The organism is Qipengyuania aestuarii (assembly GCF_019711535.1).
Classification (GTDB): domain Bacteria; phylum Pseudomonadota; class Alphaproteobacteria; order Sphingomonadales; family Sphingomonadaceae; genus Qipengyuania; species Qipengyuania aestuarii.
Map to the genome: position 1 here is coordinate 505,661 of NZ_JAIGNP010000002.1, position 25,137 is coordinate 530,797.

Consider the following 25,137-nt stretch of genomic DNA (forward strand, 5'->3'; position numbering starts at 1 on the left):
TTAAGCGTGCCTCGCCCTGCCTCAATCGAGGTAGGGCGAGCGGACATCGTCCGGATGCGCGGTCGTCAGGCGCAGGATCGTGAAGCCGACGACAGCCGAAATCACTGATCCCATCAGGATGCCGATCTTCGCTTCTTCGATAAGCAGGGTGTTTCCGGCGAAAGCCAGGCCGCTGATGAAGAGGGACATCGTAAAGCCGATTCCGCACAGGATCGACACACCCCAGATTTCCGGCCAGCTGGCTCCTTCAGGACGCGGTGCGAAGCCGACCTTGTCCGCTGCCCAGATCGCCGAGAAAATGCCCAGCTGCTTTCCGACGAACAAACCTGCGGCAATCGCCAGGGGAAGTGGTGCAAATACCCCTGCCATACCGAGATCGCCGAGTTCGACGCCGGCATTGGCGAAGCCGAACACCGGTACGATAAGATAAGCGCTCCAAGGCGCGAGGGAGTGTTCCATCGTCTCGACCATGGTTTCGTCGTCCTTGCCGACCATCGGAATGGTGAGCGCAGCGACGACGCCCGCGATGGTGGCGTGAACGCCGGAATTGAGCACAAAGAACCACAGGACCAATGCCGCGATGATGAAAGGCAAATAGGCTTTCACCTTCATCTTGTTCATCACGTACATGATGGCCGTCACGACAGCGGCGCCGATCAGCCAGGAAAGCTTGATCTTCGCAGTATAGAAAAGGGCAATCACGAGGACGGCGCCGATGTCGTCCACGATGGCTACTGTCAGCAGGAAAAGCCGCAATGAGGCGGGTACACGATTTCCGAGCAGACCCAGCACGCCCATGGCGAAGGCGATATCGGTAGCGGCAGGGATCGCCCAGCCGCGGGTGAGGCCTTCAGCGCCTTCTGCATTGACGAAAAAGAGATAGACCAGAGCGGGGAAAATCATCCCGGCGCCTGCTGCCAGCACCGGCATCTTGCGCTGATCGGGCGAGGAAAGCTGTCCTTCAATCCACTCGCGCTTCACTTCGAGACCGACGACAAAGAAGAATATCGCCATCAATCCATCGTTGATCCACAGGTGTAGCGTGTTCAGCTTGAACACCGAGGGATCGAACATAAGGCCATGGAACAGATGATGATAATCTTCGGCCAGTGGTGAGTTTGCGGCCAGCATTGCTGCGATCGCGACGAAGATCAGAAGGATGCCGGCCGAGGCGTCGCTTACAAAAAGCGCGCGGACAGGGGCAAACACGAGGCGGACTACGGAAGGGCGTTCGGTCATGACGCTGGGTTCTTTTTAGGAAACGCCCGCCGGTTGCAAGTGCCGATTTGCCATAGCATCGTGCTGGGGACCAAAAGCAGACCTTTGGAGAGCGGTTGATCCCTCCGCCGCGCCCTCCCTTCCCAGCTTGCGATGCTTCACAGACCCGCATTGTTACCTTCCGACAACACTTCGTCTTTGACTTTAGGACGATCTGTGAAATCGCCAGTTTTTCCTTCCAAGTTCGTCTTTTATACAGGAAGCCCGTGAGATAGGGGCTGCTAATGGACGTCTATCTCCCAATCGCCAATTTGTCGGTCAACGGTCTCTGGATCGTTGCGCTCGGTGCGATTACCGGCGTCCTGTCGGGTCTGTTCGGCGTGGGTGGTGGCTTTCTTACCACACCTCTGCTCATCTTTTACGGTATTCCACCTACAGTCGCCGCAGCCTCGGCTTCCACCCAGGTCACCGGAGCGAGCGTTTCTGGGGTAGTCGCGCATAGCAAGCGCAAGGGGGTGGATTACCGAATGGGTACCGTCATGGTTGGCGGCGGGATCATCGGTGCGGGGATCGGAGCACTTCTTTTTCGCTTTTTTCGCTCGATCGGGCAAATCGATGTCGTCATCAGTTCTCTCTACGTGATCCTGCTCGGATCGATCGGCATTCTGATGGCGAAAGAATCGATCCAAGTGCTGAGAGGCAAGAGCGGACAGCAGGCTGCTCGCCGGAGGCACCATCCATTGGTCGCCAACCTTCCCTGGCGTTGGCGTTTCTACGGATCGGGTCTTTACATAAGCCCCCTTGCACCGGCGATTGTCGGCGTGGGCGTCGGCATACTCACCATGCTGATGGGAGTGGGCGGCGGTTTCATTCTCGTGCCCGCCATGCTGTATATCCTTGGGATGAGCGCGAATGTCGTTGTGGGAACAAGTCTCTACAACATTCTCTTCGTCACCATAGCCACCACACTCATGCATTCGCTGACCACCCGAGCGGTCGATATCGTGCTGGTGGCTTTGCTGCTGGTCGGTTCGGTCACGGGCGCACAATTCGGATCTCGTCTTGCAGTCCGTGCGAAGCCCGAACTCTTGCGGTTGGTCTTGGCGACGATCGTCTTGCTCATCGCTTTTCGCATGCTGCTTGGGCTGTTCTATCAGCCGGACGAAATCTACACGGTCTATCCGCTGTGAGGGCGCTGTTTTTACTCATGGCAGCCTTGATGCTATCGGGACAACGGGACCCTCTTCTGGTTCCCGAAGTCTCCCAGCACGAAGTGCAGGTGCGCCAAGGTTTCACCGGGACCGAACTCCTGCTTTTCGGCGCGGTGCTCGATCCGGCGGGCCGGACCGGCCAAGGCTATGACATTGTGGTGGTCCTCAAGGGACCGAGCGAACCTGTACGCCTGCGTGAGAAAGAACGTTTTGCAGGTGTCTGGGTGAATGCGCAGAGCACGGATTTCAGGTCCGTGCCAAGCTTCTTTGCCGTGGCTGCCTCGCGGCCGGTCAGCGAAATCGTCGACGAAAAGACCGCTGCCATTTACGAGTTCGGAACGGGCTACATTCAGCTTTCGCCAAGCGGGAGCATCAACCCGGCAGAGCAATTGCGCTTCAGCGAGGGGCTGGTTGACCTCAAGCAGCGGCAGAGGCTTTACAAGCAGGACATGAGTGGCGTGCAGATCAGCCAGAACGTCCTTTATCAAGCGCGCATCTCGCTCCCTTCCAACGTCACCACCGGGACCTACACTGCCGAGACCTTCGCTGTGACCGATGGCCGGGTCATCGCTTCGGCCGAAGCGACCGTTGAAGTCCGCAAGGTAGGTTTCGAGCGCTTCGTCGAAGTCAGTGCGAACAGATGGGGTCTGGCCTATGGCCTTATCGCGGTGTTTCTTTCGGTAGGCATGGGGTGGGGGGCCGGACGTCTCTTCGCACGGCTGTGAGGTGCATGCAGCGATGAGATCGTTGACCCGATCTTAACCCTTATCGGCGCACTGTCCGGCTGACTTTACAGGGTCGATACCCGAAGGATCAGGGCCGGATAGTGAGTAATATGGACAAGGGCAATTTTCGCGGTTTCGGGGGCGGCAGTCAGATGGAGGGCGAACAACCCGGCGCACGATCGCTGCGCGATCGCATCCGCCGGTCGAGCGAGAGCGAACAGAGTATGGCAGGCGGTGCCGTATCGCGCTCTGGTTATGTTCACCAGCAGCCCGTTCCCCCAGAAGAACCCGCAGTGACTAAGCCAGAACCCGGCTCAGTCTCGAGCGAACAAGCGTCTCCGCAGACGACTGTTCATCCTGATCAGCAACAGAGCCGTCCAGTCCATACGCCTCGTCTGGGCGAAGCTCCGCCACGCCCTTCGGATCTGGCACCCAAACCGCAGGCGGCTCCACCTCCCAAGCCGGTAAAAGAAGACGAGCCTGTGAGCGACAATGCGCTGCAGCCCATCGGAGTCGTGCTTGAGATTGCCGGTTCCGGATCGATGATCGCCATTGACCTGCAGCGGCTCACGGAATGTTCGCAGGATAGCGATCCGGCCGTGGCCATGGCCGGTCAGGTCGGTTCGCAAATCAAGATCCGCGTCGGCAGTAGCTGGCTGCTCGCCAGCGTGCGCAACCAGAAACAGGATCGCAAGGCTGGCACGATCCTAGCGAATATCGACTTTCTAGGTGAAGGCATCGAGGAAAAGCTAACCGGCCGCCTGCACGGCTTCCGGCGCGGTGTGACGCGTTACCCCGTTCCGGGCGCCATGGTCTTTCCCGCATCCACTCCCGATCTCAGGCAGGTCTACGCCAGCGACGGCCGCAGCGCCGTGACGATCGGCAAGGTTTACCCGACCAAGGATATTCGCGCCGGTATTTATGTCGACGCGATGCTGGGCAAGCACTTCGCCCTGCTGGGATCGACGGGTACGGGTAAATCAACCAGCGCTGCTTTGATCCTCCACCGTATCTGCGAGGCGGCGCCGGAGGGCCATATCGTCATGATCGACCCGCATGGCGAATATTCCGCAGCGTTCAGGACTACCGGCGTCATTCTCGACGTGTCGAACCTGCAGATGCCCTACTGGATCATGAACTTCGAGGAGCATTGCGAAGTGCTCCTCACCAGCAATGGCAACGAGCGGCAGGTTGATTCGGACATCCTCGCCAAGTGTCTGCTGAAGGCGCGTCAGAAAAGTCGCCTGGCCGAGACCATGGGCAAGATCACCGTCGATTCACCGATTCCTTATCTGCTTTCCGATCTGTCCAACGAGATACAGGACCAGATGGGCAAGCTGGACAAGGCCACCAATTCGGCGCCCTACATGCGGATCAAGAACAAGCTCGACGAGCTCAAGGCCGACCCGCGCTACCAGTTCATGTTCTCCGGCATGCTGGTGGCCGACACGATGGCGGACTTCATCTCCAAGATCTTCCGCATGCCATCGAACGGCAAGCCGATTTCCATCATCGACGTGTCGGGCGTGCCGTCCGACATCACCGCAACCGTGGTCGCCGTGCTCAGCCGCCTGGTGTTCGACTTCGCGATCTGGGGCCGTGACGAGAAGACCACGCCGATCCTGCTGGTGTGCGAGGAAGCCCACCGTTACGTCCCGAGCGAGAAGAACGCTGACGGCAATTCGGTAGGCATCATTCTGGGGCGGATCGCCAAGGAGGGCCGTAAGTACGGCATCTCGCTTGGCCTCATCACCCAGCGCCCGTCTGACCTTGCCGAGGGCGTGCTCTCGCAGTGCGGCACGATCATCTCGATGCGCCTCAACAACGACCGCGACCAGGAATTCGTCCGCGCCGCCATGCCCGAAGGTGCGCGGGGATTCCTCGATGCGATCCCGGCGCTGCGCAACCGGGAATGCATCATCTGCGGCGAGGGTGTGGCCATCCCGATCCGCGTCAGTTTCGACAATCTCGAGGAAATCAAGCGCCCGGCGTCGGAAGACCCGAGCTTCATCGAGATGTGGAACAACCCCGGCGGCGAAGAGGACATTGTCCTGCGCACCGTCCAGCGCTGGCGCTCGCAGGGGTAGTTTGTGTTTTGCGAACCCGCCTCCGCGGGTTCGTCCTCGTTAGATGTGCAGCAAGCTGCACCCGCTGCGGGCGGGCAGTCGCCCTTGCCGGGCCTCCGTCGGCCCGGATACTTTCTCCTTCTTCACGTTCCTCTGGTATCGCCGAAGAGATGGATGTGCAGGCGGTCGCTCATGCGGAAGCCGTGTTTCACGCACAGCTCCGCGAGCCATTTCTCGCGCGTGCGCAGCGTTTCGCTGTCGGTGCCTTCGGGCATGAGGAAGACGTGGCCCGGCCGGAAGCGATAGCGGTCGCGCAGGGCCAGCACCTCGTCCACATCGGCGGGCTGGGAGATCACGAATTTGAACCACGCGCGCGGGTCGGTGGCATAGGCGTCGAGCCGTTCGGGCAGCAGCGCCAGCTCGGCCGGATTGCCGCTATGCGCCAGCTTGGGGCTGACGTTGAACTGGTCGATCCGGATGTCGAGCGGCGGCGGCGCCTTGGTGGTGCCGTTGGTTTCGATCTCAACCGAAAGATCGGGCAGCAGCTCCAGCAGCCGGGCGAGGGCCGGGGCCTGCAGCAAAGGTTCGCCGCCAGTAATGACAAGCCGGTTTTGCCCCAGCGACTGGATGATCGCGGCCACTTCCGTTTCGGGCAGCGTCACCTGATTTGCCTTGCGCGCATAGGTCACGCCGCCGCGATGCGGGCGTTCGTCACCGTCGAAATGCCAGGTGTAGGCAGTATCGCACCAGACGCAGGCAAGATTGCAGCGCGACAGCCGCATGAAGGCGACGGGCATTCCCGCGCTCGGCCCTTCGCCCTGCACCGAGGCGAAGATCTCCGGCCCGCCGGTATCGTCGGTGGCGAGGACTAGGGGCATTTCCTGCCGGGCGGTGTTACACCTACCCCCCCATTTTCAAAAATTCGTGCGCCTCCCAAAATGCCACGTAAATCACTGAAATCGCTTGACCATTCCGATGCGCAGCCGGGCAGAGCTGTCAACTTTCGTCCAGCCGCGCCGAAGGGGCGATCCAGCCGGCGCGGCGCGGGGACGGAAGAGGTCAGGAAGGACATGATTCCGGCATAGGCAGGAAAGGAGCGTGTAGGAAAGCCGATCGTCACCCCAACCGTGCCAGCGCCGCACGCAGGCGGTCGATTTCGGCGGCGTGGAAGGCTGCATCGGCGCGGGCCTTTTCCACCGCTTCGGGCTTGGCGCGTTCGACGAAATTGGCGTTGGAGAGCCGCCCGTTGAGGCTGCCGAATTCCTTCTGGCTGGTTTCCATCGCCTTGGCGAGCCGGGCCTTTTCCGCTTCCACATCGATCACGCCTTCCAGCGGGATGATGAAGGCATCGTCGCCCGCACCGATCTGCATCGCCGCGCCTGAGGGGGCTTCGGCGAAATGCACCGGCGTCAGCCGCGCGAGGCGTTCGATCGCGGCGGCGTTTTCGTCCACCACCTTGCGGCCCAGCGCCGAGGGGGCGGGGAAAAAGGCTTCAAGCTTGGCTCCCGGCGCAATGCCGAGTTCGTTCTTCGCCGCGCGCACTGCGCTGGTCAGCGCGATCAGCCAGTCGATTTCCGCTTTGGCGGCAGGATCGACTTCGGCTTCGGGTTCGGGCCACTTCGCCGTGATGAGCGGGTAATCGGCGCGGTCGCCCTGCTTCGACCACAGTTCTTCGGTGATGAAGGGCATGAAGGGGTGGAGCATGACGAGGATCTGGTCGAGCGCCCAGCCGGCGACCGCTTTGGTTTCCTCGTCGAAATTGCCCTTGATGAGCTCGATATACCAATCGCAGAAGCGGTCCCACACGAAGTGATAGATCGTGTTGGCAGCGGCATCGAAGCGCAGGTCGGCCATGGCGGCGTCGAGCGCCTGTCTGGTCCCTACGACTTCGCCGATGATCCACTTGTTCACCGCCTGCGTGGCAGCGGGCGCGGCAATGCTCGTGCTCGCGCCGATGCCGTTGGCCTGGCAGAAACGGGTCGCGTTCCACAGCTTGGTAGCGAAGTTGCGATAGCCTTCGACGCGGCGTTCATCCATCTTGATGTCGCGGCCCTGGCTTTCCATCGCAGACATGAAGAAGCGCAGCGCATCGGCGCCATACTGGTCGATCAGGCCCAGCGGATCGACGACATTGCCCTTGGACTTGGACATTTTCGCCCCGTCCGCCGCGCGCACCAGCCCATGCAGATACAGGCGCGGCCACGGTGCCTTGCCGGTCAGGTGCATGCCCTGCATCATCATGCGCGCATCCCAGAAGAACAGGATGTCGAAGCCCGAGATGAGCAGATTGTTGGGATAATGCTTTTCGAGCAGATCGGTCTTTTCCGGCCAGCCGAGCGTGGCGAAGGGCCACAGCGCGCTGGAGAACCACGTGTCGAGTACGTCGTTATCGCGATATATATGTATTCTGTCGCGGAAGAGTTCCGAGTCGGGCAAACTGCCAGACGACACGGCTTCATCCCATCGGAGGTAATCCTCCATGGAGTCATGGATGAAAAGCTCCTCGTCTAAGCCATAGTATTCTTGGACAATTTTCTTCAGCTCGGTTTCGTTCTCGGCAACGAACTCTTGTTCTTGGATCGTCCACGAAAGGTCAGTTTCCGGTGCATCATCTGGTTTGATCGCTGGACCATACCAGACAGGAATGCGGTGACCCCACCATAGCTGGCGGCTGACGCACCAGGGCTGGATATTGTCCATCCAGTTGAAGAAGGTCTTTTCCCAAGCTTTCGGGACGATTTCGATGGTCCCGTCCTTCACCGCCGCGATCGGGGCCGCGGCCAGCTTTTCGGCATCGACATACCACTGGTCGGTCAGCCAGGGTTCGATCACCACACCGCCGCGGTCGCCGAAGGGCGTTGCGATGGTGCGCGGTTCGGCGTCATGCTCTACCGGCTCGCCTTCCTTGTTCTTGGTGACGTGAGGAATGAGCAGGCCCAGTTCCTTCATCCGCGCCACCACCAGTTCGCGCGCGCCATCGACGCCATCGCGCCTGAAGCGGTGCAGGCCGATGAATTCTTCCGGCACCAGACCATCCGCAGTCTGGCAGACATTCGCTTCGCCATCGAGCATGTTGAGCATTTCGGCAGGCTTCATCCCTGCGCGCTTGCCCACGTCGAAATCGTTGAAATCGTGGCCCGGCGTGATCTTCACCGCGCCCGAGCCGAGTTCGGGATCGGCGTGTTCATCGGCGACGATGGGCACGCGGCGGCCGGTGATGGGCAGCATGACATGCTTGCCGACGACCGATTTATAGCGCTCGTCATCGGGGTGAACCGCCACTGCCATATCGGCGAGCATGGTTTCCGGGCGTGTGGTGGCGACTTCGATGTAATCGCGGCCATCATCGAGCGTGACGCCGTCTTCCAGCGGATATTTGAAGTGCCAGAATCCGCCCTTCACATCGGTGGTCTCGACTTCGAGGTCGGAGATCGCGGTCTTCAGCTTGGGGTCCCAGTTCACCAGCCGCTTGTCGCGGTAGATCAGGCCGTCCTTGTGAAGATCGACGAAGGTCTTGAGCACGGCGTTCGAGAAATGCTCGTCCATCGTGAACTGTTCGCGTGACCAGTCCATCGAACAGCCGAGGCGGCGCAGCTGGCGCGTGATCGTGCCGCCGCTTTCCTCTTTCCATTCCCACACCTTGCCCACGAACTGCTCGCGCGAATAATTCGTGCGCTTGTCCTGCTGCGCCTCAAGCTGGCGTTCGACCACCATTTGCGTCGCGATGCCGGCATGGTCGACCCCGACCACCCACAGCGCATCCTTTCCGCGCAGCCGTTCATAGCGGATCACCACGTCCTGCAGCGTGTTGTCGAGCGCGTGGCCGATATGCAGGCTGCCGGTGACGTTCGGCGGCGGGTTCACGATGGTGAAGGGCTCCGCATCGGGGCGGTCGGGGCGGAAAAGGCCGTTTTCCTCCCAATGCGCGTACCAGCGCTGTTCGATTTCGGCCGGGTCGAAGGTCTTGGATAGCTCGGTGCTCATGGCAGAGCCTTTGCCAGCGCCTTTTGTGCGATGCAACGCCGTATGGGATTGTGAAGGATACCGGCTTGTTTACCGTGTCGTTTCGCCGCATACGCTGAACCGAATGGCGCGGTTGGCTGAATATGACATCGAAGACGGTGATGGGGGTGCGGTACTGACGCTCTCCGGACCGTATCTTGTATCGACGATCGGTGCGCTCGACGGAGAGCTGCGCAAGATCGACGGGCCGATCGCCCGGGTGGACTTGTCCGATGTGACCGAAATCGACACGGTCGGCGCGTGGATCGCCTGCAATATCGCCAGCGAACACGAAGCCGAGATCACCGGTGCAAGCGAGCGGGCGCAGCGCCTGCTCGGCGCGCTCGAAGGTACGGGCAGCGAACAGGACATGCGGCCGGAACGCCTGCCGGTGTGGACCCGCGTGCCCGATGCGATGGGCGAAAAGGTCTATAACGCCCGCAGCGGGATCGTCGGTGTCGTCAGTTTCCTCGGCGCCCTGCTTATTTCGGCGGGCAATCTGATCCGCCATCCGCGCCGCTTCCGTACCGTGGCGCTGGTCAAGCAGCTGGAACTGGTCGGTGTGGCCGCTTTGCCGATCATCGGCCTGATGAGCTTCCTCATCGGCGTGGTCATCGCGCAGCAAGGCGCGGTGCAGCTGGCGGCATTCGGCGCGGAAACGCTGACAGTGAATCTCGTCGGGCGCATCACGCTGCGCGAACTGGGGGTGCTGATGACCGCGATCATGGTGGCGGGCCGTTCGGGCAGCGCCTTTGCCGCGGAAATCGGCACGATGAAGCTGACCGAGGAAATCGACGCCATGCGCACCATCGGGATCGCCCCGATGGAAGCGCTGGTGATCCCGCGCATCATGGCCGCCGTGCTGATGATGCCGCTGCTGGGCTTTTACGCCTCCTGCATGGCGATCATCGGCGGCGCAGTGGTAGGTGAGCTCATGCTGGGCATCCCCTTCTGGACCTTCCTTTCGCGCATTCAAGACGTCGTGCCGACCTATGACGTGTGGGTCGGCCTGCTGAAAGCACCCGTCTTCGGACTGATCGTGGCGCTGGCGGGCTGTTACAACGGCATGCAGGTGAAGGGCAATTCGGAGGAAGTCGGGCGGCGAACGACCCTGTCGGTGGTGGCGGCGATCTTCGCCGTGATCGTGCTCGATGCCTTTTTCGCCGTCTTCTTCACCAAGGTGGGCTGGGCCTGATGGCGGACGAACAGGACAAGGGCGACAACGCCAAGGGCCCCGCGCGCCGGCACGAGCGTTTCCGCGGCGAATATCCGATTGTGGTCGAAGGGCTGGTAAACCGCTTCGGCGAACAGGTGATTCACGACGATCTCGACCTCAAGGTGAAGCGCGGCGAAATCCTCGGCGTGGTCGGCGGATCGGGGACCGGCAAGTCGGTGCTCATGCGCTCGATCATCGGCCTGCAGCCGCCAGCCGAAGGCGATATCAGGGTGTTCGACAAGTCGATCGTCGATGCCGAACCCGATGCGGAAATCGGCGTTCGCGATCGCTGGGGCGTGCTGTTCCAGGGCGGGGCGCTGTTCTCCACCCTGACCGTGGGCGAAAATGTCGAAGTGCCGCTCAAGCAGTTCTACCCCGAGATATCCGACACGCTGCGCCATGAGATCGCGCGCTACAAGATCATGCTCTCGGGTCTGCCCGAAGAGGCGGTGAACAAATATCCGAGCGAGCTTTCGGGCGGCATGAAGAAACGCGCCGGGCTGGCGCGCGCGCTGGCGCTCGATCCCGAACTGCTGTTCCTCGACGAGCCGACCGCGGGCCTCGACCCGATCGGCGCGGCGGCGTTCGACAATCTCACCCGCGAACTGAAGGAAACGCTCGGTCTCACGGTGTTCCTGATCACGCACGATCTCGATACGCTGCATGAAATCTGCGACCGCGTCGCGGTGCTGGCGGACAAGCAGGTGATCGCGGTGGATACCGTGCCCAAGCTGATGGAACTCGATCATCCCTGGATCCAGGAATATTTCAACGGGCCGCGCGGACGGGCGGCGCTGACTGCCCAGGCGCTCGACGAACTGCGGCGTCACATGGACATGCCGGTCGCGGCCCACGCGGTCAAAGCGTTGGACAACGCCCCGGAAAAGAAGGCATAGGCGAAGAACATGGAAACGCGGGCAAATTACGTTTGGGTAGGGGCGGTGACGCTTGCGGTGCTGGCAGCGCTGGCGCTGTTCATCGTCTGGATTGCCCGCTGGGGCGAAGGCGACCAGAAGGAGTACGACATCTTCTTCAAGGAAAGCGTATCAGGCCTCGCCAACGGCAGCCAGGTGAGCTTTGCCGGCGTGCCTGTCGGCCAGGTGAGCCAGATCGTCCTGTGGGAAAAGGACCCTGAATTCGTCCGCGTGCGCATCAGCGTGAAGGAAGAAGTGCCGATCCTCGTGGGCACCACCGCCACGATCCAGGGCAGCTTCACTGGCGTGTCCACCATCCTGCTCGACGGCGCGCGCAGCGGCGCTCCGCCGATTTCCTGTGGCACCACGGCTTGCACCGAAGGCGTGCCGATCATTCCGCCCAAGGACGGCGGCCTCAACGCGCTGCTGTCGAACGCGCCGCTGCTGCTCGAACGGCTGGCGACGCTGACCGAGCGGCTGACGCAGTTGCTCGACGACCAGAACCAGGGCGAGATTGCGGGCATCCTGGCCAATACCAACCAGATGACGGCTGAACTGGCCGATGCTGCGCCGCAGTTCGAGCGGACGATGGCGGAATTGCAGGTCACTCTGCGCGAAGCCTCCGAAGCGCTCGATGAATTCGAGAATGTCACGGCTTCGACCGACCGCCTGCTCAACCAGGAAGGGGCGGCGCTGGCCGACCAGCTGCGCACCACGCTGAAGCAGGCTGGCAATGCCTCCGAGGAACTGCAGGGTGTGCTCGCCGAAGCGCGTCCGGCAACGCGGCAGCTGACCGAAAGCACGCTGCCTGCCGCCGAAGCCACGCTGCGCGATCTGCGGGCGACGAGCAAATCGCTGCGTGAAGTGACCGAGAAGATCGATGAACAGGGTGCGGGCGCACTGCTCAACAGCAAGCCGCTGCCCGATTACAAGCCGTGAGAAGGGGCCGACCCGCGATGACCAAGTTTTTCAAATTCGCCACGCTGACACCGGCGCTCCTGCTCGGCGGCTGCATCTCCTTCGGCGGTGATGCACCCGACAGCCTGCTGACGCTGACGCCCGCGGCCACTGCGCCCGCGGGCTCCGGCGCGTCGAGCAACTCGGGGACGGCAATCGCCCTGATGGAATTCGAAGCGCCCAGCGCTCTCGACGTGACGCGCGTACCGGTGCAGGTGAGCGACACCGAGCTTGCCTATCTCGAAGACGCGGTCTGGGTCGAAAAGCCCGCGCGCCTGTTCCGCCGGTTGATCGCCGAAACTATCCGCACCCGCTCAAAGCGAGTCGTGATCGATGGGGACGATCCCGGCGTGCTGGCCAACAACCGTCTCACCGGCACCATGCGCCAGTTCGGCTATGATGCACGGACCAGCAGCGTGGTCGTGGTCTTCGACGCCGTGCGTCCGGGCGAGGGCAGCGATGTCGTCACCCGCCGTTTCGAGGCCACCGTGCCGGGGGTCCTGCCCGAAACCGCGAGCGTGGGCCCGGCGCTCAACCAGGCGGCCAACGACGTGGCCGCGCAAATCGCCGAGTGGGTCGGGTAGTGTCCGCTAACGGCCTGTTTCTTACGATCGCTTTGGAGGCGGTCACAGAACGCCTTCGCTAGAAAAGGCTCCTCAGGGCTTCTTCGTTCAAATCAAGACGTGCTCCCAACCCTTGGGCCTCGTCTTCTAGCCACGCGAGCGTGGCGTTGGCGAAGGCTGCCATGCCGGCGCGCGCGGCAAGCGCCGCCTGCAGATCCGGAACGCCGCGTGCTTTCAAGGCCGTGGCAAGCGCGTCGGAAAGCGCGGCCAGCTTCATCAGCTCGCGTTCGTGAAGCGCCGGGGTCGCCGATATGACCTCCTGCCGGGGTTTTGAGAATGATCGGTTGTCCTCGAGCAACTGGGTGACCGATCGAAATGCGCGGAACAGCGTATCGATGGGGCCCATGTATTCCGGCGCATCGGCGATCGACGATGTCAACGCTTCGACCAGAATTGCCTGCCCATCGAACAGCACCTCGCGCTTATCGGGGAAGTGGCGGAAGAAGGTCCGCTCGGTCACGCCCGCGCGCGCGGCGATCTCTGCAGCCGTCACGCCATCGAAACCGCGGTCTCTGAAGAGCTGTACCGCCGCTTGCTGCAACCGCGCGCGCGCATTTAATCGCTGTTCTGCCATATCTCTCCTTGTCAGTCACTGACATTAGCCTATGTCAGTGACTGACGGCATTTCCCGCTGTCTGTTTGCCTTATAGCAGCAAGGAGGTTGCGATGAATATATTCCTGACGGGTGCCAATGGCTGGATCGGTTCGACCGTTGCGCGCGAGTTGATGGCCGCTGGCCATTCGGTCACCGGCCTGGTGCGATCGGCGGACAAGGGCGCGGCACTCGAAGCTCAAGGCGGGAAAGTAGTGCTCGGCTCGCTCGGCGATCGGGACGTTCTTCGCCGCGGTGCGGAAGCTGCGGATGGTATCGTGCATACGGCATTCGGCGCAGACTTCTCTCGCATAGGTGAGCTGGCCGCCGAAGAGACTGCGGCGATAAAGACCTTCGGTGAGGTATTTGCCGGATCGCCGCGACCAATAGTCGTCACCAGTGGCTTTTTGCACCTGGACGGCGGGGAAGCGAAAGAGACCGATCGGCCTTCAGTGTGGCCCGTTTTTCCGCGCGCCTCCGAACAGACTGCGTTCAGGCTGGCCGAGCGCGGCATCCACGCCGCCGTCGTCCGCAATCCGCGATCGGTCCACGGCAAGGGCGAAACACATGGTTTCGTCCCCATGCTCGCTGCGGTGGCCCGCAAAAAAGGCGTGTCCGCTTATATCGGCGACGGCGCGAACCTTTGGCCTGCGGTCCATCGTCTGGATTGTGCGCGCGTCTATCGTCTTGCCGTCGAACGCGGCGCCATTGGCGAAGCCTATCACGCGGTTGCCGAAGAAGGCGTCCCCTACCGCGCGATCGCCGAAGCGATCGGCCGCCAGCTCGGCCTGCCGACCAAATCGCTGACAGAGGAAGAGGCGGAAGCGCATTTCGGTCCGCTGGCGATGTGGGTCGGCAATGATGGTCCCGCTTCGAGCGCATGGACCAGGAAGACACTCGGCTGGTCACCCGAGCAGGTCGGTATCGTGGCCGACATAGAGCAGCCGGATTATTCGAAATAGGGTCTTGCGATCTTCATGGCGGGTGAGCGGCAGCGCCCGTCACGGGCAAAAGTCCTTTGCGAAGATGGCAGCTTTGTCATCCTTGGTCTGTGGTGGGGCTGGCACGCGCTCGTTCCGGAACCGGACGCTCTTCAATGCCTGCCAAACACCATCTTGAAGGGTGAGGAGCGCCAACAGCAGTTTCGACCTGCAATCGGCGCTCCTTCGGAATGGCTACATCCCAGCTGCCGTCGGGCGAACGATCACCTCGTTGATGTCAACGCCGTCCGGCTGTTCCAAAGCGTAACGAATGGCCCGCGCGATCGCGTCCGGCGTCAGCGACTTTTGCCGCCACGTCGTCAGCGCGGACGCGATCTCCGGATCGGTTATGTCGTTGCCCAGCTCTGTCTCCACAACTCCGGGCGAGATGATCGTGGTGCGGATATCGTCGTGTTCCTGCCGAAGCCCCTCCGTGATCGCCCATACTGCGTATTTGGTCGCACAATAGACCGCCGCACTTGGCATCACCATGTGGGCCGCAATCGAGGCGACATTGACCACATGCCCGGAACCTTGGTCGATGAAGCGAGGCAGCACCGAAGCAATCCCGTTCAGCACGCCGCGAATATTGACGTCGATCATGCGGGACCACTCGTCCTGTTTCAGCGCGGCGAGGGGGGAGAGGGGCATGACGCCGGCGTTGTTGATGAGCACGTCCACGCTTCCGAACCGTTCTTGCGCCGCCGCAGCGAACGCCTGGAAGTCTTGGGCATCCGTCACGTCCAGCGATTGCCACGCTACGGCATCCCCCAGTTCGCTTGCGAGCGCTTCCAACCGGTCGGTGCGGCGCGCGCCGATGAACAGCTTCGCGCCCGTCGCGGCCAGTTCGCGGACGGTTGCCTCGCCGATCCCGCTCGAAGCGCCGGTGATCAGCACGGTCTTTTCGATTGTTTTTGTCATGCCAGTTCCTCTTTCTGTCTGGTTGAAAGGCAGATAGGACGCTGGTTGCGAAGGCGTGAGCTTGATCCGCTGCAATCCTTGCCTGATCCTCCAGAATTGACGCCCCATGGATTGCGGAGTGGCGCTGTGCAGTGGCAAGGCAGAGGGATGAGCAAGCATTCCGAATTGGCGGCGCATATCGCGCGGCATGTCGGCCGTACCGGGATGGTCGATACGGCTATCCCGGAGCTGTCCCTGTTTCGGGCCGACGAGCCGACACAGCCGCTACCCGCGGTCTACGAAGCTTCACTTTGCCTGATCGCCCAAGGGTCAAAGCGTGTATCGCTTTCAGACCAGAGCCTGACCTACGATGCACAGCATTACCTGCTCGTGTCGCTGGACCTGCCGCTGATCGGGCACGTGACGCAGGCCAGCTCCGATGCGCCCTATCTGTGCGCAAAAATCGATATCAACCAATCAGTCTTGGCCGACCTCATCATGGAGGAAGGCGAGCGCGTTCCGAAAGCAGACCTTCCGGCACTAGCAGTCTACCGCAGCGACGACGATCTGGTGGATGCTGCCTGCCGCTTGGTGCGGCTGCTCGATCGCCCGCAAGAAATCCCCGCTCTTTCCCCGCTGATCGAGAGGGAAATTCTCTACCGCCTCCTGACGGGACCGCATGGGCCGACGCTACGCTATATGGCGGTGGCTGATAGTCACCTCAATCAGGTGAGCCGCGCCATCAGCACAATCCGTTCAGCCTTCGATCAACGCTTGCGTATCGAGGAGATCGCGGCAGCGGCGGGTATGAGCACATCTTCGCTTCACGAGCATTTCAAGGCGGTTACGCGGATGACGCCCTTGGAATATCAAAAGCAGCTGCGGCTGCAGGAAGCGCGGCGGCTAATGCTTTCGGAAGGCGTCAATGCAGGATCGGCCGGATTCGCGGTGGGCTACGAAAGTCCGTCGCAGTTCAGCCGCGAATACTCTCGCCTGTTCGGCGCTCCGCCGAGACAGGACCTCATGCGCTTGCAAAACAGTGGGAATATTCTGACGCCGGTATGATGCGCAATATATGCCCCCGGTTTAGAATGGCAGTCTTCTCTGGAATTGGTCGCAACTCACCGCTGAGCGCTGTGATAGTTGAAATGTTTCGTAAATCACCGCGGAGAACACCACTTTTTGCTTGGCCAGGTCTTGTCCAGACCGTGCTATAGATCGGCTTGTCGCGCAGACCCGAAGGAGCATTTCATGAAGGGTAGCTGTTGCTGTAATGCGGTTCAGTTCGAATTGACTGCAACTCCAGCGTTGATGGCAACTTGCCATTGCACCCGTTGTCGTAAAGTTGGAGCGAGCACTGTCGTCTTTGTCAAATCCCAGGATTTACGCTGGATATCTGGGCGGGAAATGGTTCAGCGATACGAACCTTCACCGCCTTACCAATACGCTCGGTGTTTTTGTAGGATTTGCGGGACCGCATTCGGTGAGATTCTGTCGGAAGAGACCTCTTTTCCCATCTCGGCCAACACCTTGGACGAGGACCCCGGCGTCCGGACTAAATTTCACGAATTCGTAAGTGAGAAGCCGCCGTGGTATGACATTTGTGACGAAGCGAAAAGGTTCGAAAAGCACCCCGAGCCAAGTTCAGCTGAGAGGTCGTGAACGGCGGTGAGCGGTTTACGTGTTACTCGGTCGGAAACTGACTCCGATCCTTAGAGCGCTCTGACAAACTCCATCGCCGCAAGGAAATCGCCCTTTCGCTTGGCGCGCCGGGCTTCGGCTTCCTCGTCGCGGCCCCAGAGATCGGCCTGCCACTCCTCCTCGAGATTGGCCGCCGCCCACAAGGCGTCGCCATCCGCGCCGGCCTGCAGGGCCTCCAGCCCGATGCAAAGCGAGGCAGCAAGCGAGGCGGTCTGTTCCAGCGCGGCGAGGGTGAAGGGATCCAGCTGTTCGAGCCGCGCCGCGAGCCGCTGGCGCGTTTCTTCGGTCTGCGGGCGGTGGAGGATGCCGCTGATGCGGTGGAGGGTCACGCCTTCGCGCGCTTCCAGACCGGCAACGATCGGCTCCCACAGCTCCTGCTGGCGGCGATAGAGCAGCTCTTCCGGATCGGCGCGGAAGCACAGCGTGTCTGTTTCTGCGTAGCCGAGCAGTTTTTCAACCAGCAAGGCGCGGTCGCTGGCGACGACGTCCAGCGCATAATCGGCCATGTCGCGGTAGCGGAAGGCGGCCGGATCGATGGTTTCGCCCTGGCTGCGCCATTCCTCGGCCAGTTTTTCCGCCAGATCCTCGTTCGGTACGATCTGGGCCTTGCCGCCTTGCGTCTTCAGCGGCCTCGCGTCGAGCATGACCTGCCAGCCTTCGCCCGTGCGGGCGGTCGACACATCCTTGTAGAAACGTTTCATGTCCGCCCTTTCCAGCGGCGCGCCACGAACATCGGCACGATGAAGAATAATCCCACGCCCAGAACGACCGCCGCGGCTGCCAGCCAGTCCGGCATCGGCAATCTGTCGCCAAGGCCTGCGATCCCGGCCAACACGGAGAGCAAGCCGGCGATGCGGATCACGTTGAGCAGGATGAATTTCACGATTGCCGGGTCACGCCCCTGCATTGATCATGTCCTCCAGCTCCTGCATCGTGCCAGCCACGCCCTGCGCGCCCGCTTCGAGCAATTCGCTCGGTTCGTGATAGCCCCAGGCGACGCCGATGGCGCGAACACCGGCCGCGCGGGCCATCTCGATGTCGAACGTCGTGTCGCCGATCATCACAGCGCAATCACTTGCTACATCTGCTTCGGCAAGCGCTTGCTCGATCATCGAAGGGTGTGGTTTTGACGGGTGGCGGTCGGCAGTCTGAAGCGAGATGAAGTGATGCTTGATCCCGTGCATGTCGAGGCATGAATGCAGGCCGCGATCGCTCTTTCCAGTGGCGACGGCAAGTAGCCAGCCGGCATCGACCAGACGGTCGATCAATTCGGCCATGCCGTCATACAGCGGTTCTTCCAGTGTGCCCTTGAATCGCCGGTCGCGATAACCGGACTTATAGGCGTCCAGGGCGATATCGCGCTGGTCGTCGGTCGCCCCGGGAGCAAGTTGGCGCAGCGCCTGCGGCAGGCTGAGGCCGACCATGCGGCGCACTTCATTGCGATCGGGGCTGGGGAGGCGGGCTGCCGCGAACGCTTCGTCCATCGTGTCGCAGATCGCCGCCTGGCCATCGACCAGCGTTCCGTCGCAATCGAAAATGACCAGTCGTTTCACTTGGCTTTGCCCCGGCCTTTCGCCTTGCCTCCCGCACCGCCGCGGGCACGGCGTGGGCCTCGCTGGTTCTTCTTGTAGGTCTTGGCGTGCTGGCGGGCCTGTTGCTTCTTTTCCTCGCGCGACTTGGGCGGCGGATCGTCACGCATGGGGGTGGCGTCGCTTGCCTTCTCGTCGAAGCCGATCTGCTCCATGCTGGCGGCGAAATGTTCCGGCAACTCGGCCGTCACATCGAGCTTGCCATCGGGGCTGTCGATGATCAGCCGGCGCGCGTGGAGGTGCATCTTGCGGCTGATCGATCCGGTGAGAAACGCGTCCTTCCCGCCATATTTGCCATCGCCCACGATCGGGTGACCCATGGCCGCGCAGTGCACGCGCAGCTGGTGGGTGCGGCCGGTCAGCGGCTGTAGTTCGAGCCAAGCGACCTTCTTGCCCGCGCTCTCGACCACGCGATACTTGGTCTTGGCCGGCGCCCCGCCTTCGTGATCGACATGCATTTTCTCGCCGCCCGAACCTGGCTGCTTGGCCAGCGGCGCCTCGATCACGCCTTCGCGAATATCGGGTACGCCCACCACCAGCGCCCAGTAGATCTTCTTGGCGCTGCGGCCGGAAAACCGCTTGGAGAAAAACGCCGCGCTGCCCGGTGTGCGGGCCACCAGCAGCACGCCGGAGGTATCCTTGTCGAGTCGGTGAACGAGACGCGGGCGCTGCTCCTCACCTTCCTCCATATAGGCATCGAGCAGCCCGTCGACATGGTTGAAGGTGTTGGTACCGCCCTGCGTGGCAAGGCCGGGCGGCTTGTTGATCACAAGAGCGCTCTTGGTCTGCGTCATCAACATTTCGGCGGCCTGATCGCGCTCGGCCTTGGTCAGTTCGCGCTTGGGCTTGGCCTCCCGGTTCGGCGCGTCGCCGCCAGGCGGAACGCGGATCTGCTGCCCCTTCGCCAGCCGATCGTCGGGCTTGGCCCGGCTGCCGTCCACGCGGATCTGCCCGGTGCGGGTCCATTTGCTTACCGTGCCGAAGCCGACCTGCGGCAGGTGGCGCTTGAACCAGCGGTCGAGCCTGATGCCATCGTCATCGGCTTCGACCGTGAAATTGCGAACTTCGTCGGAGGTCTTCATGCCGCCACCCGCATTATCGCAAGGCCCATCATCAGGCCGGTGAGCCCCAGTGCCAGGGACAGAACGGCGTAAAGCGTGGCGAACAGGAACTGCCCGCGCTGGATCAGCAGGATCATCTCGAGGCTGAAGGCACTGAAAGTGGTGAAGCCGCCCAGCAGGCCCACGCCCAGCAGGAGGCGCAGCTGTTCGCTGCTTTCCCCGCCATTGCGTGCCAGCCATCCCGCGAGCAGCCCCATGAGCAGGCTGCCCAGCGCGTTGACCGCAAGGGTCGCGAAGGGAAAGGCAGAAATGATCGGAGCACCGAGCCATTGCGTCATGGCACGGCCTGCCTGATACCGCAGCGCTGCGCCGGCACCGCCGCCGATGGCGACGTGCAGCGTGGCTACGAGGGGGGATAGGGTGGACATGAGCCTGCCTCTAGCCGCTGGGGCGCGAATGCGAAAGGCGCTGTTACACGCTTGCCTTTTTTGCCGCGAATCCTTATGTGCGCCCCGTTCGAGCCGGTCCGGAACGGATTCGGCGCGTTTTTCGTTATAGTAGCGAAACCCTATTCAAGGAGGCATACCCCGCTTTTGCGCGGGCTCTGGCCCGCAAAGTCGAGGTATTGAAGTTTATGCAGATCATGGTTCGCGATAACAATGTTGACCAAGCCCTCCGCGCGCTCAAGAAGAAGCTGCAGCGTGAAGGCGTGTATCGCGAAATGAAGCTGCGTCGTCACTACGAAAAGCCCAGCGAAAAGCGCGCACGCGAAAAGGCTGCTGCCGTTCGCCGCGCTCGCAAGCTGGAGCGCAAGCGTATGGAGCGTGACGGCATCAAGTAAGACGCCGTCCGCGAAAGTGCGAAGCGGTTTTGCGCCCGGATGGGCCGAAATTTCAAAACCGCGTTGCACCAGCTTACCAGACAAGCCATGAGGGCGCGGAGAAATCCGCGCCCTTTGCGTATCAGGACACAGTTCACATGACCGAGATTACCCGCGTTCCGTTGCAACCGATCAAGAAAGGCTCCCTGACCAAGCTCTGGCTGGGCGTCCTTGTCGCCATTCTGCTGGGCGGCGGGCTGGCGTGGGCCGCCGCACCCAAGGCCGCCGGGTTGGAAACGCTGACCGAAGGCACCGGGCCTTCGCCCGAGATGGGCCAGGTCATGTTCGTGAAATATGTCGGATCGCTCGACGACGGGACGGAATTCGACCGTTCGCAGCCGCTGCCGATTCCGCCGGGCTTCTTGCCCGAGGGAACGCCGATGCTGCTTGAAGAAGGCGCGCTGATTCCCGGCTTCCTCGATGCGCTGCTGAAGATGAAGGAAGGCGGCAAATATCTGGTCACCGTCCCTGCAGATCAGGGCTATGGTGCGGAACCGCCTCCCGGATCGCCGATCCCGGCCAATGCCGATCTGACCTTTGAAGTGGAAGTCACCGACATCCTCTCGCGTCCGGAATTCGATGCCAAGCTGCAGCAACTGCAGGCGATGATGGGCGCCATGGGCGCGCAGCAGGGCGGCGAAGGGGCTCCCCCGGCGCAATAAGCCTCATCTAGCCGCTTGAAGGTGGGGGCGCGCACGGCTAACGCGCCCTCATGTCAGTCACACGCGAAGAAGTGGCCAAGATCGCCTCGCTCGCCCGCATCAAGATGGGCGAAGAAGAGCTTGATCGCATGGTCCCCGAACTCAACAATATCCTCGACTGGGTCGAACAACTGGGCGAGGTCGATACCGCCGGTGTCGAACCGATGACTGCGGTCATCCCCAATACGGTGCGTCTGCGCGACGATGTGGTCGATGCCATCCCCGAAACCTCGGGTGGCCGGCGCGAGGATGTGCTCGCCAATGCCCCGGCGGCCGAACACGGCTTCTTCGGCGTGCCCAAGGTGATCGAATAATGACCGAATTTACCAATCTCGGCGTGAAGGAAATCCGCGACGGCGTTGCCGGCGGCGATTTCACGGCCCGCGAAGTGGCCGAAAGCTTCAACGCAGCCGTTGCCGCGGCCGCCGAACTCAACGCCTTCATCGTCACCACCCCCGACCATGCGCTGGCCGCCGCGGACAGCGTCGATGCCAAGCGCGCCAAGGGCGAGGATCTGGGCATCATGGGCGGCGTGCCGATCGGCATGAAGGATTTGTTCGCCACCAAGGGCGTGCAGACCACCGCAGCCAGCCACATCCTCGAAGGCTTTACGCCGCAGTATGAAAGCACTGTCAGCCAGAAGCTGTGGGATGCCGGCGCGGGCATGTTGGGCAAGCTCAATCTCGACCAGTTCGCGATGGGGTCGTCCAACGAAACCAGCTATTTCGGCAACGTCAATTCGCCGTGGCGCAAGGAAGGCGCCAATGCCGGGATGAGCCCGGGTGGTTCTTCTGGCGGGTCATCTTCCGCCGTCGCGGCGCGCATCGCGCCTGCGGCCACCGGGACCGACACCGGCGGATCGATCCGCCAGCCCGCTGCCTTCACCGGTATCTGCGGCATCAAGCCGACCTATGGGCGCTGCAGCCGCTGGGGCGTGGTGGCGTTTGCAAGCAGCCTCGACCAGGCTGGCCCGATGGCGCGCAGCGTCGAAGACTGCGCCATCATGCTCAAAGCAATGGCCGGATTCGATCCGAAGGACGCGACCAGCCTTCAGATGGACGTTCCCAATTGGGAAGCGGCGCTGTCGGCGGACCTGAAGGGCAAGAAGATCGGTATCCCGAAGGAATACCGGATGGACGGCACCGACGAGGAAATCCTCAAGAGCTGGGAGCAGGGCAAGGAATGGCTCCGCGATGCGGGCGCCGAGATCGTCGACGTTTCGTTGCCGCACACCAAATATGCGCTGCCCGCTTATTACATCGTGGCACCCGCCGAAGCATCGAGCAATCTCGCGCGCTATGACGGCGTGCGCTATGGCCTGCGCGACCTGCCCGATGGGGCTGGGCTGCAGGATATGTATGCCGCGACCCGCGCCGAGGGTTTCGGCGACGAGGTCAAGCGCCGCATCCTGATCGGCACCTATGTGCTGAGCGCCGGTTTCTACGACGCCTATTACACCCAGGCGCAGAAGATCCGCACGCTGGTGGCGCAGGATTTCGCCAAAGCGTTCGAACAGTGCGACGCGATTCTCGCACCGACGACACCGACCGCTAGCTTCCCGCTCGGTTCGCTCAACGAAGATCCGCTGACGATGTATCTCAACGATGTCTTCGCCGTGCCCGCCAGCCTTGCTGGCCTGCCCGCGATGAGCGTGCCGGCGATGGTGAATTCCGACGGTCTTCCGCTCGGCCTACAGATCGTGGGCAAGCCCTTCGACGAGCAGAGTGTGCTCAACACGGGGCTGGCCATCCAGCAGCGTGCCGGGTTTGATGCAGCGCCTGAGAAGTGGTGGTGAATGGAGCATATCTCGAGGATATTTTCGGCACTCGATTTAGTGTTTGGTGCTGCTCTGAGCGCTTTCCTTGGAGTGAGTTTAGCATCCCGAGAAATGGGCAAATCTGATCTGGTACTTCTAGCGCTTGGTCTGATTTCAATATCCATATCCATCATAAATTCTCAAACTGACATTATCGGCCTGCTGTCCAACGCGGTGCCGTGGAAAAGTTTTACAATCTCTATCGTTGGCTTCGGTTCTGCCGGCTTCTGGTTTTCATATCTCACCGATCAGCCGGCGGTAATTTGGGTTATTTTGGGGGTTTGGGGCATTATGTATTTTTCAATATTCGCAATTCGAAAAGCAGTCCGCGCATGACCAACTACCGCATCCAGGGCGAAACCGGCGAATGGGAGGTCGTGATCGGCCTCGAAGTCCATGCGCAGGTCACCTCCAACGCCAAGCTGTTCAGCGGCGCTGCGACCGCTTTCGGAGCGGAGCCGAACACGCAGGTCAGCCTGGTCGATGCAGCCATGCCCGGCATGCTGCCCGTGCCTAACCGCGAGTGTATCCGGCAGGCGGTGCGCACCGGCATGGCGATCGAGGCGCAGATCAACAAATACAGCCGTTTCGACCGCAAGAACTACTTCTATGCCGATCTGCCGCAAGGCTATCAGATCAGCCAGCTCTATCATCCGATCGTGGGTGAAGGGGCGCTGACGATCGATGCCGACGAGAAGGCCGGGATCGCCGAAGACAAGGTCATCGGAATCGAGCGTATCCATGTCGAACAGGATGCGGGCAAGCTGATGCACGATCAGCACCCGACGATGTCCTATGTCGACCTCAACCGCAGCGGCGTGGCGCTGATGGAAATCGTGTCGAAACCCGACATGCGTTCGCCTGCCGAAGCCGGTGCCTATGTCCGCAAGCTGCGCAGCATCCTGCGTTATGTCGGTTCGTGCGACGGGAACATGGAAGAAGGCTCGATGCGCGCCGACGTGAATGTCTCCGTGCGCAAACCGGGCGAAGAATTCGGCACGCGGACCGAGACCAAGAATGTCAACTCGGTGCGGTTCGTGATGCAGGTCATCGAATATGAAGCCAACCGCCAGGTCGAAGTGCTTGAAAGCGGAGGCACGGTCGATCAGGAAACGCGCCTGTTCGATCCGGGCACGGGCACCACGCGGACCATGCGCAGCAAGGAAGATGCGCATGACTATCGCTATTTCCCCGATCCCGATTTGCTGCCACTGGAACTGGAAGACAGCTTCCTCGACGAATGCCGCGCCAGCCTGCCCGAACTGCCCGACGCCAAGCGCGCGCGCTACGAAGGCGAGCTGGGGCTGACGCCCTACAACGCACGCGAACTGACGGCCGAGGTCGAAACCTTCGCCCGCTTCGAAACGCTGCTGAGCGTGGCCGCAGCGAAAATCGGCAAGTCGGAGGCCAAGGTCGCGACGCAGGTCGCCAACTGGGCCCTTTCGGTCGCTCCGGGAGTGATGAAGTCGCTTGGCGAAGAGGCCGATCCGGCCAACGCCACTGCCGAAGCTCAGGCCAGCATCCTGGCTATGCAGGACAAGGGCGAGATTTCGGGCGGACAGGCCAAGGAAATCTACGAGATCGTCCTCAAGACCGGACGTGATCCCGAAGAGATCGCCGATGCCGAAGGCCTCAAGCAGGTCAGCGACACAGGCGCGATCGAAGCCGCGATCGACGAGATTATCGCCAACAATTCCGACAAGGTCGAAGAATACCGCGGCGGCAAGGACAAGCTCTTCGGATTCTTCGTCGGTCAGACGATGAAGGCGATGCAGGGCAAGGCCAATCCGGCCGTGGTCAACCAGATCCTCAAGGACAAGCTGGGCTGATTCGATAGCGTCGTCTCCGTCGGGCGCACTGGCCCGACGGGGATGATGCTGGTCCGCGCAAATCGCCGCCCGCTGCCGCATGGCGCCGACGGATTCTCTCGTCGACCATATATGTAACTCGGCGACAGGGGCCTTGCTCAGGCAGGTGCCTGCGCA

26 protein-coding genes are annotated in these 25,137 nt (G+C 61.8%); 16 read left to right on the forward strand and 10 right to left on the reverse strand.

Annotated features, from left to right (window positions below; translation table 11 throughout):
• Positions 1 to 21 precede the first annotated feature (21 nt).
• On the reverse strand, positions 22 to 1,239 hold the full coding sequence (gene nhaA, locus K3175_RS07630) for a Na+/H+ antiporter NhaA (protein WP_221542767.1): 1,218 nt from the start codon (positions 1,237 to 1,239) through the stop codon (positions 22 to 24).
• A gap of 263 nt (positions 1,240 to 1,502) precedes the next feature.
• Between nhaA and K3175_RS07635 the strand changes: the two genes are divergently transcribed.
• The 3 genes from K3175_RS07635 to K3175_RS07645 all read left to right on the forward strand — a co-directional run bounded on the left by K3175_RS07635 (position 1,503) and on the right by K3175_RS07645 (position 5,241).
• Positions 1,503 to 2,408 (forward strand): sulfite exporter TauE/SafE family protein, encoded by a 906-nt coding sequence (locus K3175_RS07635; RefSeq protein ID WP_221542768.1) that lies wholly within the window; start codon positions 1,503 to 1,505, stop codon positions 2,406 to 2,408.
• A gap of 17 nt (positions 2,409 to 2,425) precedes the next feature.
• Positions 2,426 to 3,154, forward strand: coding sequence for a TIGR02186 family protein (locus tag K3175_RS07640; RefSeq protein ID WP_221542769.1), 729 nt, complete (start codon positions 2,426 to 2,428; stop codon positions 3,152 to 3,154).
• Positions 3,155 to 3,264: 110 nt separating this feature from the next.
• Positions 3,265 to 5,241: an ATP-binding protein gene (locus tag K3175_RS07645; RefSeq protein WP_247710819.1), complete on the forward strand. Its 1,977-nt coding sequence runs from the start codon at positions 3,265 to 3,267 to the stop codon at positions 5,239 to 5,241.
• Between the two features lie 122 nt (positions 5,242 to 5,363).
• Here K3175_RS07645 and K3175_RS07650 read toward each other — a convergent pair whose 3' ends face one another.
• Together K3175_RS07650 and K3175_RS07655 are read right to left on the reverse strand one after the other, a co-directional pair.
• Entirely contained in the window at positions 5,364 to 6,098 is a 735-nt protein-coding gene (locus tag K3175_RS07650; RefSeq protein ID WP_221542770.1) for a 7-carboxy-7-deazaguanine synthase QueE, read from the reverse strand.
• Positions 6,099 to 6,336: 238 nt separating this feature from the next.
• Positions 6,337 to 9,204: a valine--tRNA ligase gene (locus K3175_RS07655; protein ID WP_221542771.1), complete on the reverse strand. Its 2,868-nt coding sequence runs from the start codon at positions 9,202 to 9,204 to the stop codon at positions 6,337 to 6,339.
• Positions 9,205 to 9,307: 103 nt separating this feature from the next.
• Between K3175_RS07655 and K3175_RS07660 the strand changes: the two genes are divergently transcribed.
• Genes K3175_RS07660 through K3175_RS07675 form a run of 4 tightly spaced genes read left to right on the forward strand, consistent with a single transcriptional unit; the run spans position 9,308 to position 12,893 of the window.
• A complete protein-coding gene (locus tag K3175_RS07660; protein ID WP_221542772.1) occupies positions 9,308 to 10,417 on the forward strand; it encodes an ABC transporter permease in 1,110 nt (369 codons plus the stop codon).
• Positions 10,417 to 11,334 (forward strand): ABC transporter ATP-binding protein, encoded by a 918-nt coding sequence (locus K3175_RS07665; protein WP_221542773.1) that lies wholly within the window; start codon positions 10,417 to 10,419, stop codon positions 11,332 to 11,334. Before K3175_RS07660 ends, K3175_RS07665 begins: the two co-directional genes overlap by 1 nt.
• Before the next feature lie 9 nt (positions 11,335 to 11,343).
• A complete protein-coding gene (locus K3175_RS07670) occupies positions 11,344 to 12,291 on the forward strand; it encodes an MlaD family protein (protein ID WP_221542774.1) in 948 nt (315 codons plus the stop codon).
• Between the two features lie 17 nt (positions 12,292 to 12,308).
• Positions 12,309 to 12,893 (forward strand): ABC-type transport auxiliary lipoprotein family protein, encoded by a 585-nt coding sequence (locus tag K3175_RS07675; protein WP_221542775.1) that lies wholly within the window; start codon positions 12,309 to 12,311, stop codon positions 12,891 to 12,893.
• Positions 12,894 to 12,951: 58 nt separating this feature from the next.
• Here K3175_RS07675 and K3175_RS07680 read toward each other — a convergent pair whose 3' ends face one another.
• The gene (locus tag K3175_RS07680; protein WP_221542776.1) at positions 12,952 to 13,506 is read right to left on the reverse strand and encodes a TetR/AcrR family transcriptional regulator; all 555 of its coding nucleotides are present in this window, start codon (positions 13,504 to 13,506) and stop codon (positions 12,952 to 12,954) included.
• A gap of 92 nt (positions 13,507 to 13,598) precedes the next feature.
• Here K3175_RS07680 and K3175_RS07685 point away from each other — a divergent pair, with 92 nt between their 5' ends.
• Positions 13,599 to 14,486 (forward strand): SDR family oxidoreductase, encoded by an 888-nt coding sequence (locus tag K3175_RS07685; protein WP_221542777.1) that lies wholly within the window; start codon positions 13,599 to 13,601, stop codon positions 14,484 to 14,486.
• 213 nt (positions 14,487 to 14,699) lie between these two features.
• Here the strand turns inward: K3175_RS07685 and K3175_RS07690 are convergent, their stop codons facing one another.
• A complete protein-coding gene (locus tag K3175_RS07690) occupies positions 14,700 to 15,425 on the reverse strand; it encodes an SDR family oxidoreductase (RefSeq protein ID WP_221543172.1) in 726 nt (241 codons plus the stop codon).
• Positions 15,426 to 15,572: 147 nt separating this feature from the next.
• Here K3175_RS07690 and K3175_RS07695 point away from each other — a divergent pair, with 147 nt between their 5' ends.
• Positions 15,573 to 16,469 (forward strand): AraC family transcriptional regulator, encoded by an 897-nt coding sequence (locus tag K3175_RS07695; protein WP_221542778.1) that lies wholly within the window; start codon positions 15,573 to 15,575, stop codon positions 16,467 to 16,469.
• A 186-nt stretch (positions 16,470 to 16,655) separates the two neighbouring features.
• Entirely contained in the window at positions 16,656 to 17,066 is a 411-nt protein-coding gene (locus K3175_RS14385; protein ID WP_221542779.1) for a GFA family protein, read from the forward strand.
• A gap of 50 nt (positions 17,067 to 17,116) precedes the next feature.
• Here K3175_RS14385 and K3175_RS07705 read toward each other — a convergent pair whose 3' ends face one another.
• The 5 genes from K3175_RS07705 to crcB are packed head-to-tail and all read right to left on the reverse strand — an operon-like array spanning position 17,117 to position 20,183.
• On the reverse strand, positions 17,117 to 17,806 hold the full coding sequence (locus tag K3175_RS07705; protein WP_221542780.1) for an ATP12 family chaperone protein: 690 nt from the start codon (positions 17,804 to 17,806) through the stop codon (positions 17,117 to 17,119).
• Positions 17,803 to 18,012: a hypothetical protein gene (locus tag K3175_RS07710; RefSeq protein ID WP_221542781.1), complete on the reverse strand. Its 210-nt coding sequence runs from the start codon at positions 18,010 to 18,012 to the stop codon at positions 17,803 to 17,805. Before K3175_RS07710 ends, K3175_RS07705 begins: the two co-directional genes overlap by 4 nt.
• Positions 17,999 to 18,658 (reverse strand): HAD-IA family hydrolase, encoded by a 660-nt coding sequence (locus K3175_RS07715; protein ID WP_221542782.1) that lies wholly within the window; start codon positions 18,656 to 18,658, stop codon positions 17,999 to 18,001. Before K3175_RS07715 ends, K3175_RS07710 begins: the two co-directional genes overlap by 14 nt.
• Positions 18,655 to 19,776, reverse strand: coding sequence for an RluA family pseudouridine synthase (locus tag K3175_RS07720; protein WP_221542783.1), 1,122 nt, complete (start codon positions 19,774 to 19,776; stop codon positions 18,655 to 18,657). The genes K3175_RS07715 and K3175_RS07720 overlap by 4 nt, the downstream gene beginning before the upstream one ends.
• Entirely contained in the window at positions 19,773 to 20,183 is a 411-nt protein-coding gene (crcB, locus tag K3175_RS07725) for a fluoride efflux transporter CrcB (RefSeq protein ID WP_221542784.1), read from the reverse strand. The genes K3175_RS07720 and crcB overlap by 4 nt, the downstream gene beginning before the upstream one ends.
• 206 nt (positions 20,184 to 20,389) lie before the next feature.
• Here crcB and rpsU point away from each other — a divergent pair, with 206 nt between their 5' ends.
• From rpsU to gatB, 6 genes are all read left to right on the forward strand, one after another.
• The gene (rpsU, locus tag K3175_RS07730) at positions 20,390 to 20,596 is read left to right on the forward strand and encodes a 30S ribosomal protein S21 (RefSeq protein ID WP_006834591.1); all 207 of its coding nucleotides are present in this window, start codon (positions 20,390 to 20,392) and stop codon (positions 20,594 to 20,596) included.
• A gap of 137 nt (positions 20,597 to 20,733) precedes the next feature.
• Entirely contained in the window at positions 20,734 to 21,297 is a 564-nt protein-coding gene (locus K3175_RS07735) for an FKBP-type peptidyl-prolyl cis-trans isomerase (protein WP_221542785.1), read from the forward strand.
• A 50-nt stretch (positions 21,298 to 21,347) separates the two neighbouring features.
• Positions 21,348 to 21,650 carry an Asp-tRNA(Asn)/Glu-tRNA(Gln) amidotransferase subunit GatC gene (gene gatC, locus K3175_RS07740; protein ID WP_221542786.1) on the forward strand — a complete coding sequence of 101 codons (303 nt, stop codon included), beginning with the start codon at positions 21,348 to 21,350 and terminating at the stop codon, positions 21,648 to 21,650.
• The gene (gene gatA / locus K3175_RS07745; RefSeq protein WP_221542787.1) at positions 21,650 to 23,131 is read left to right on the forward strand and encodes an Asp-tRNA(Asn)/Glu-tRNA(Gln) amidotransferase subunit GatA; all 1,482 of its coding nucleotides are present in this window, start codon (positions 21,650 to 21,652) and stop codon (positions 23,129 to 23,131) included. The genes gatC and gatA overlap by 1 nt, the downstream gene beginning before the upstream one ends.
• Positions 23,132 to 23,488 carry a hypothetical protein gene (locus tag K3175_RS07750; RefSeq protein WP_221542788.1) on the forward strand — a complete coding sequence of 119 codons (357 nt, stop codon included), beginning with the start codon at positions 23,132 to 23,134 and terminating at the stop codon, positions 23,486 to 23,488. It begins immediately after the preceding gene.
• Positions 23,485 to 24,981: an Asp-tRNA(Asn)/Glu-tRNA(Gln) amidotransferase subunit GatB gene (gene gatB, locus K3175_RS07755; RefSeq protein WP_221542789.1), complete on the forward strand. Its 1,497-nt coding sequence runs from the start codon at positions 23,485 to 23,487 to the stop codon at positions 24,979 to 24,981. The genes K3175_RS07750 and gatB overlap by 4 nt, the downstream gene beginning before the upstream one ends.
• Positions 24,982 to 25,137 lie beyond the last annotated feature (156 nt).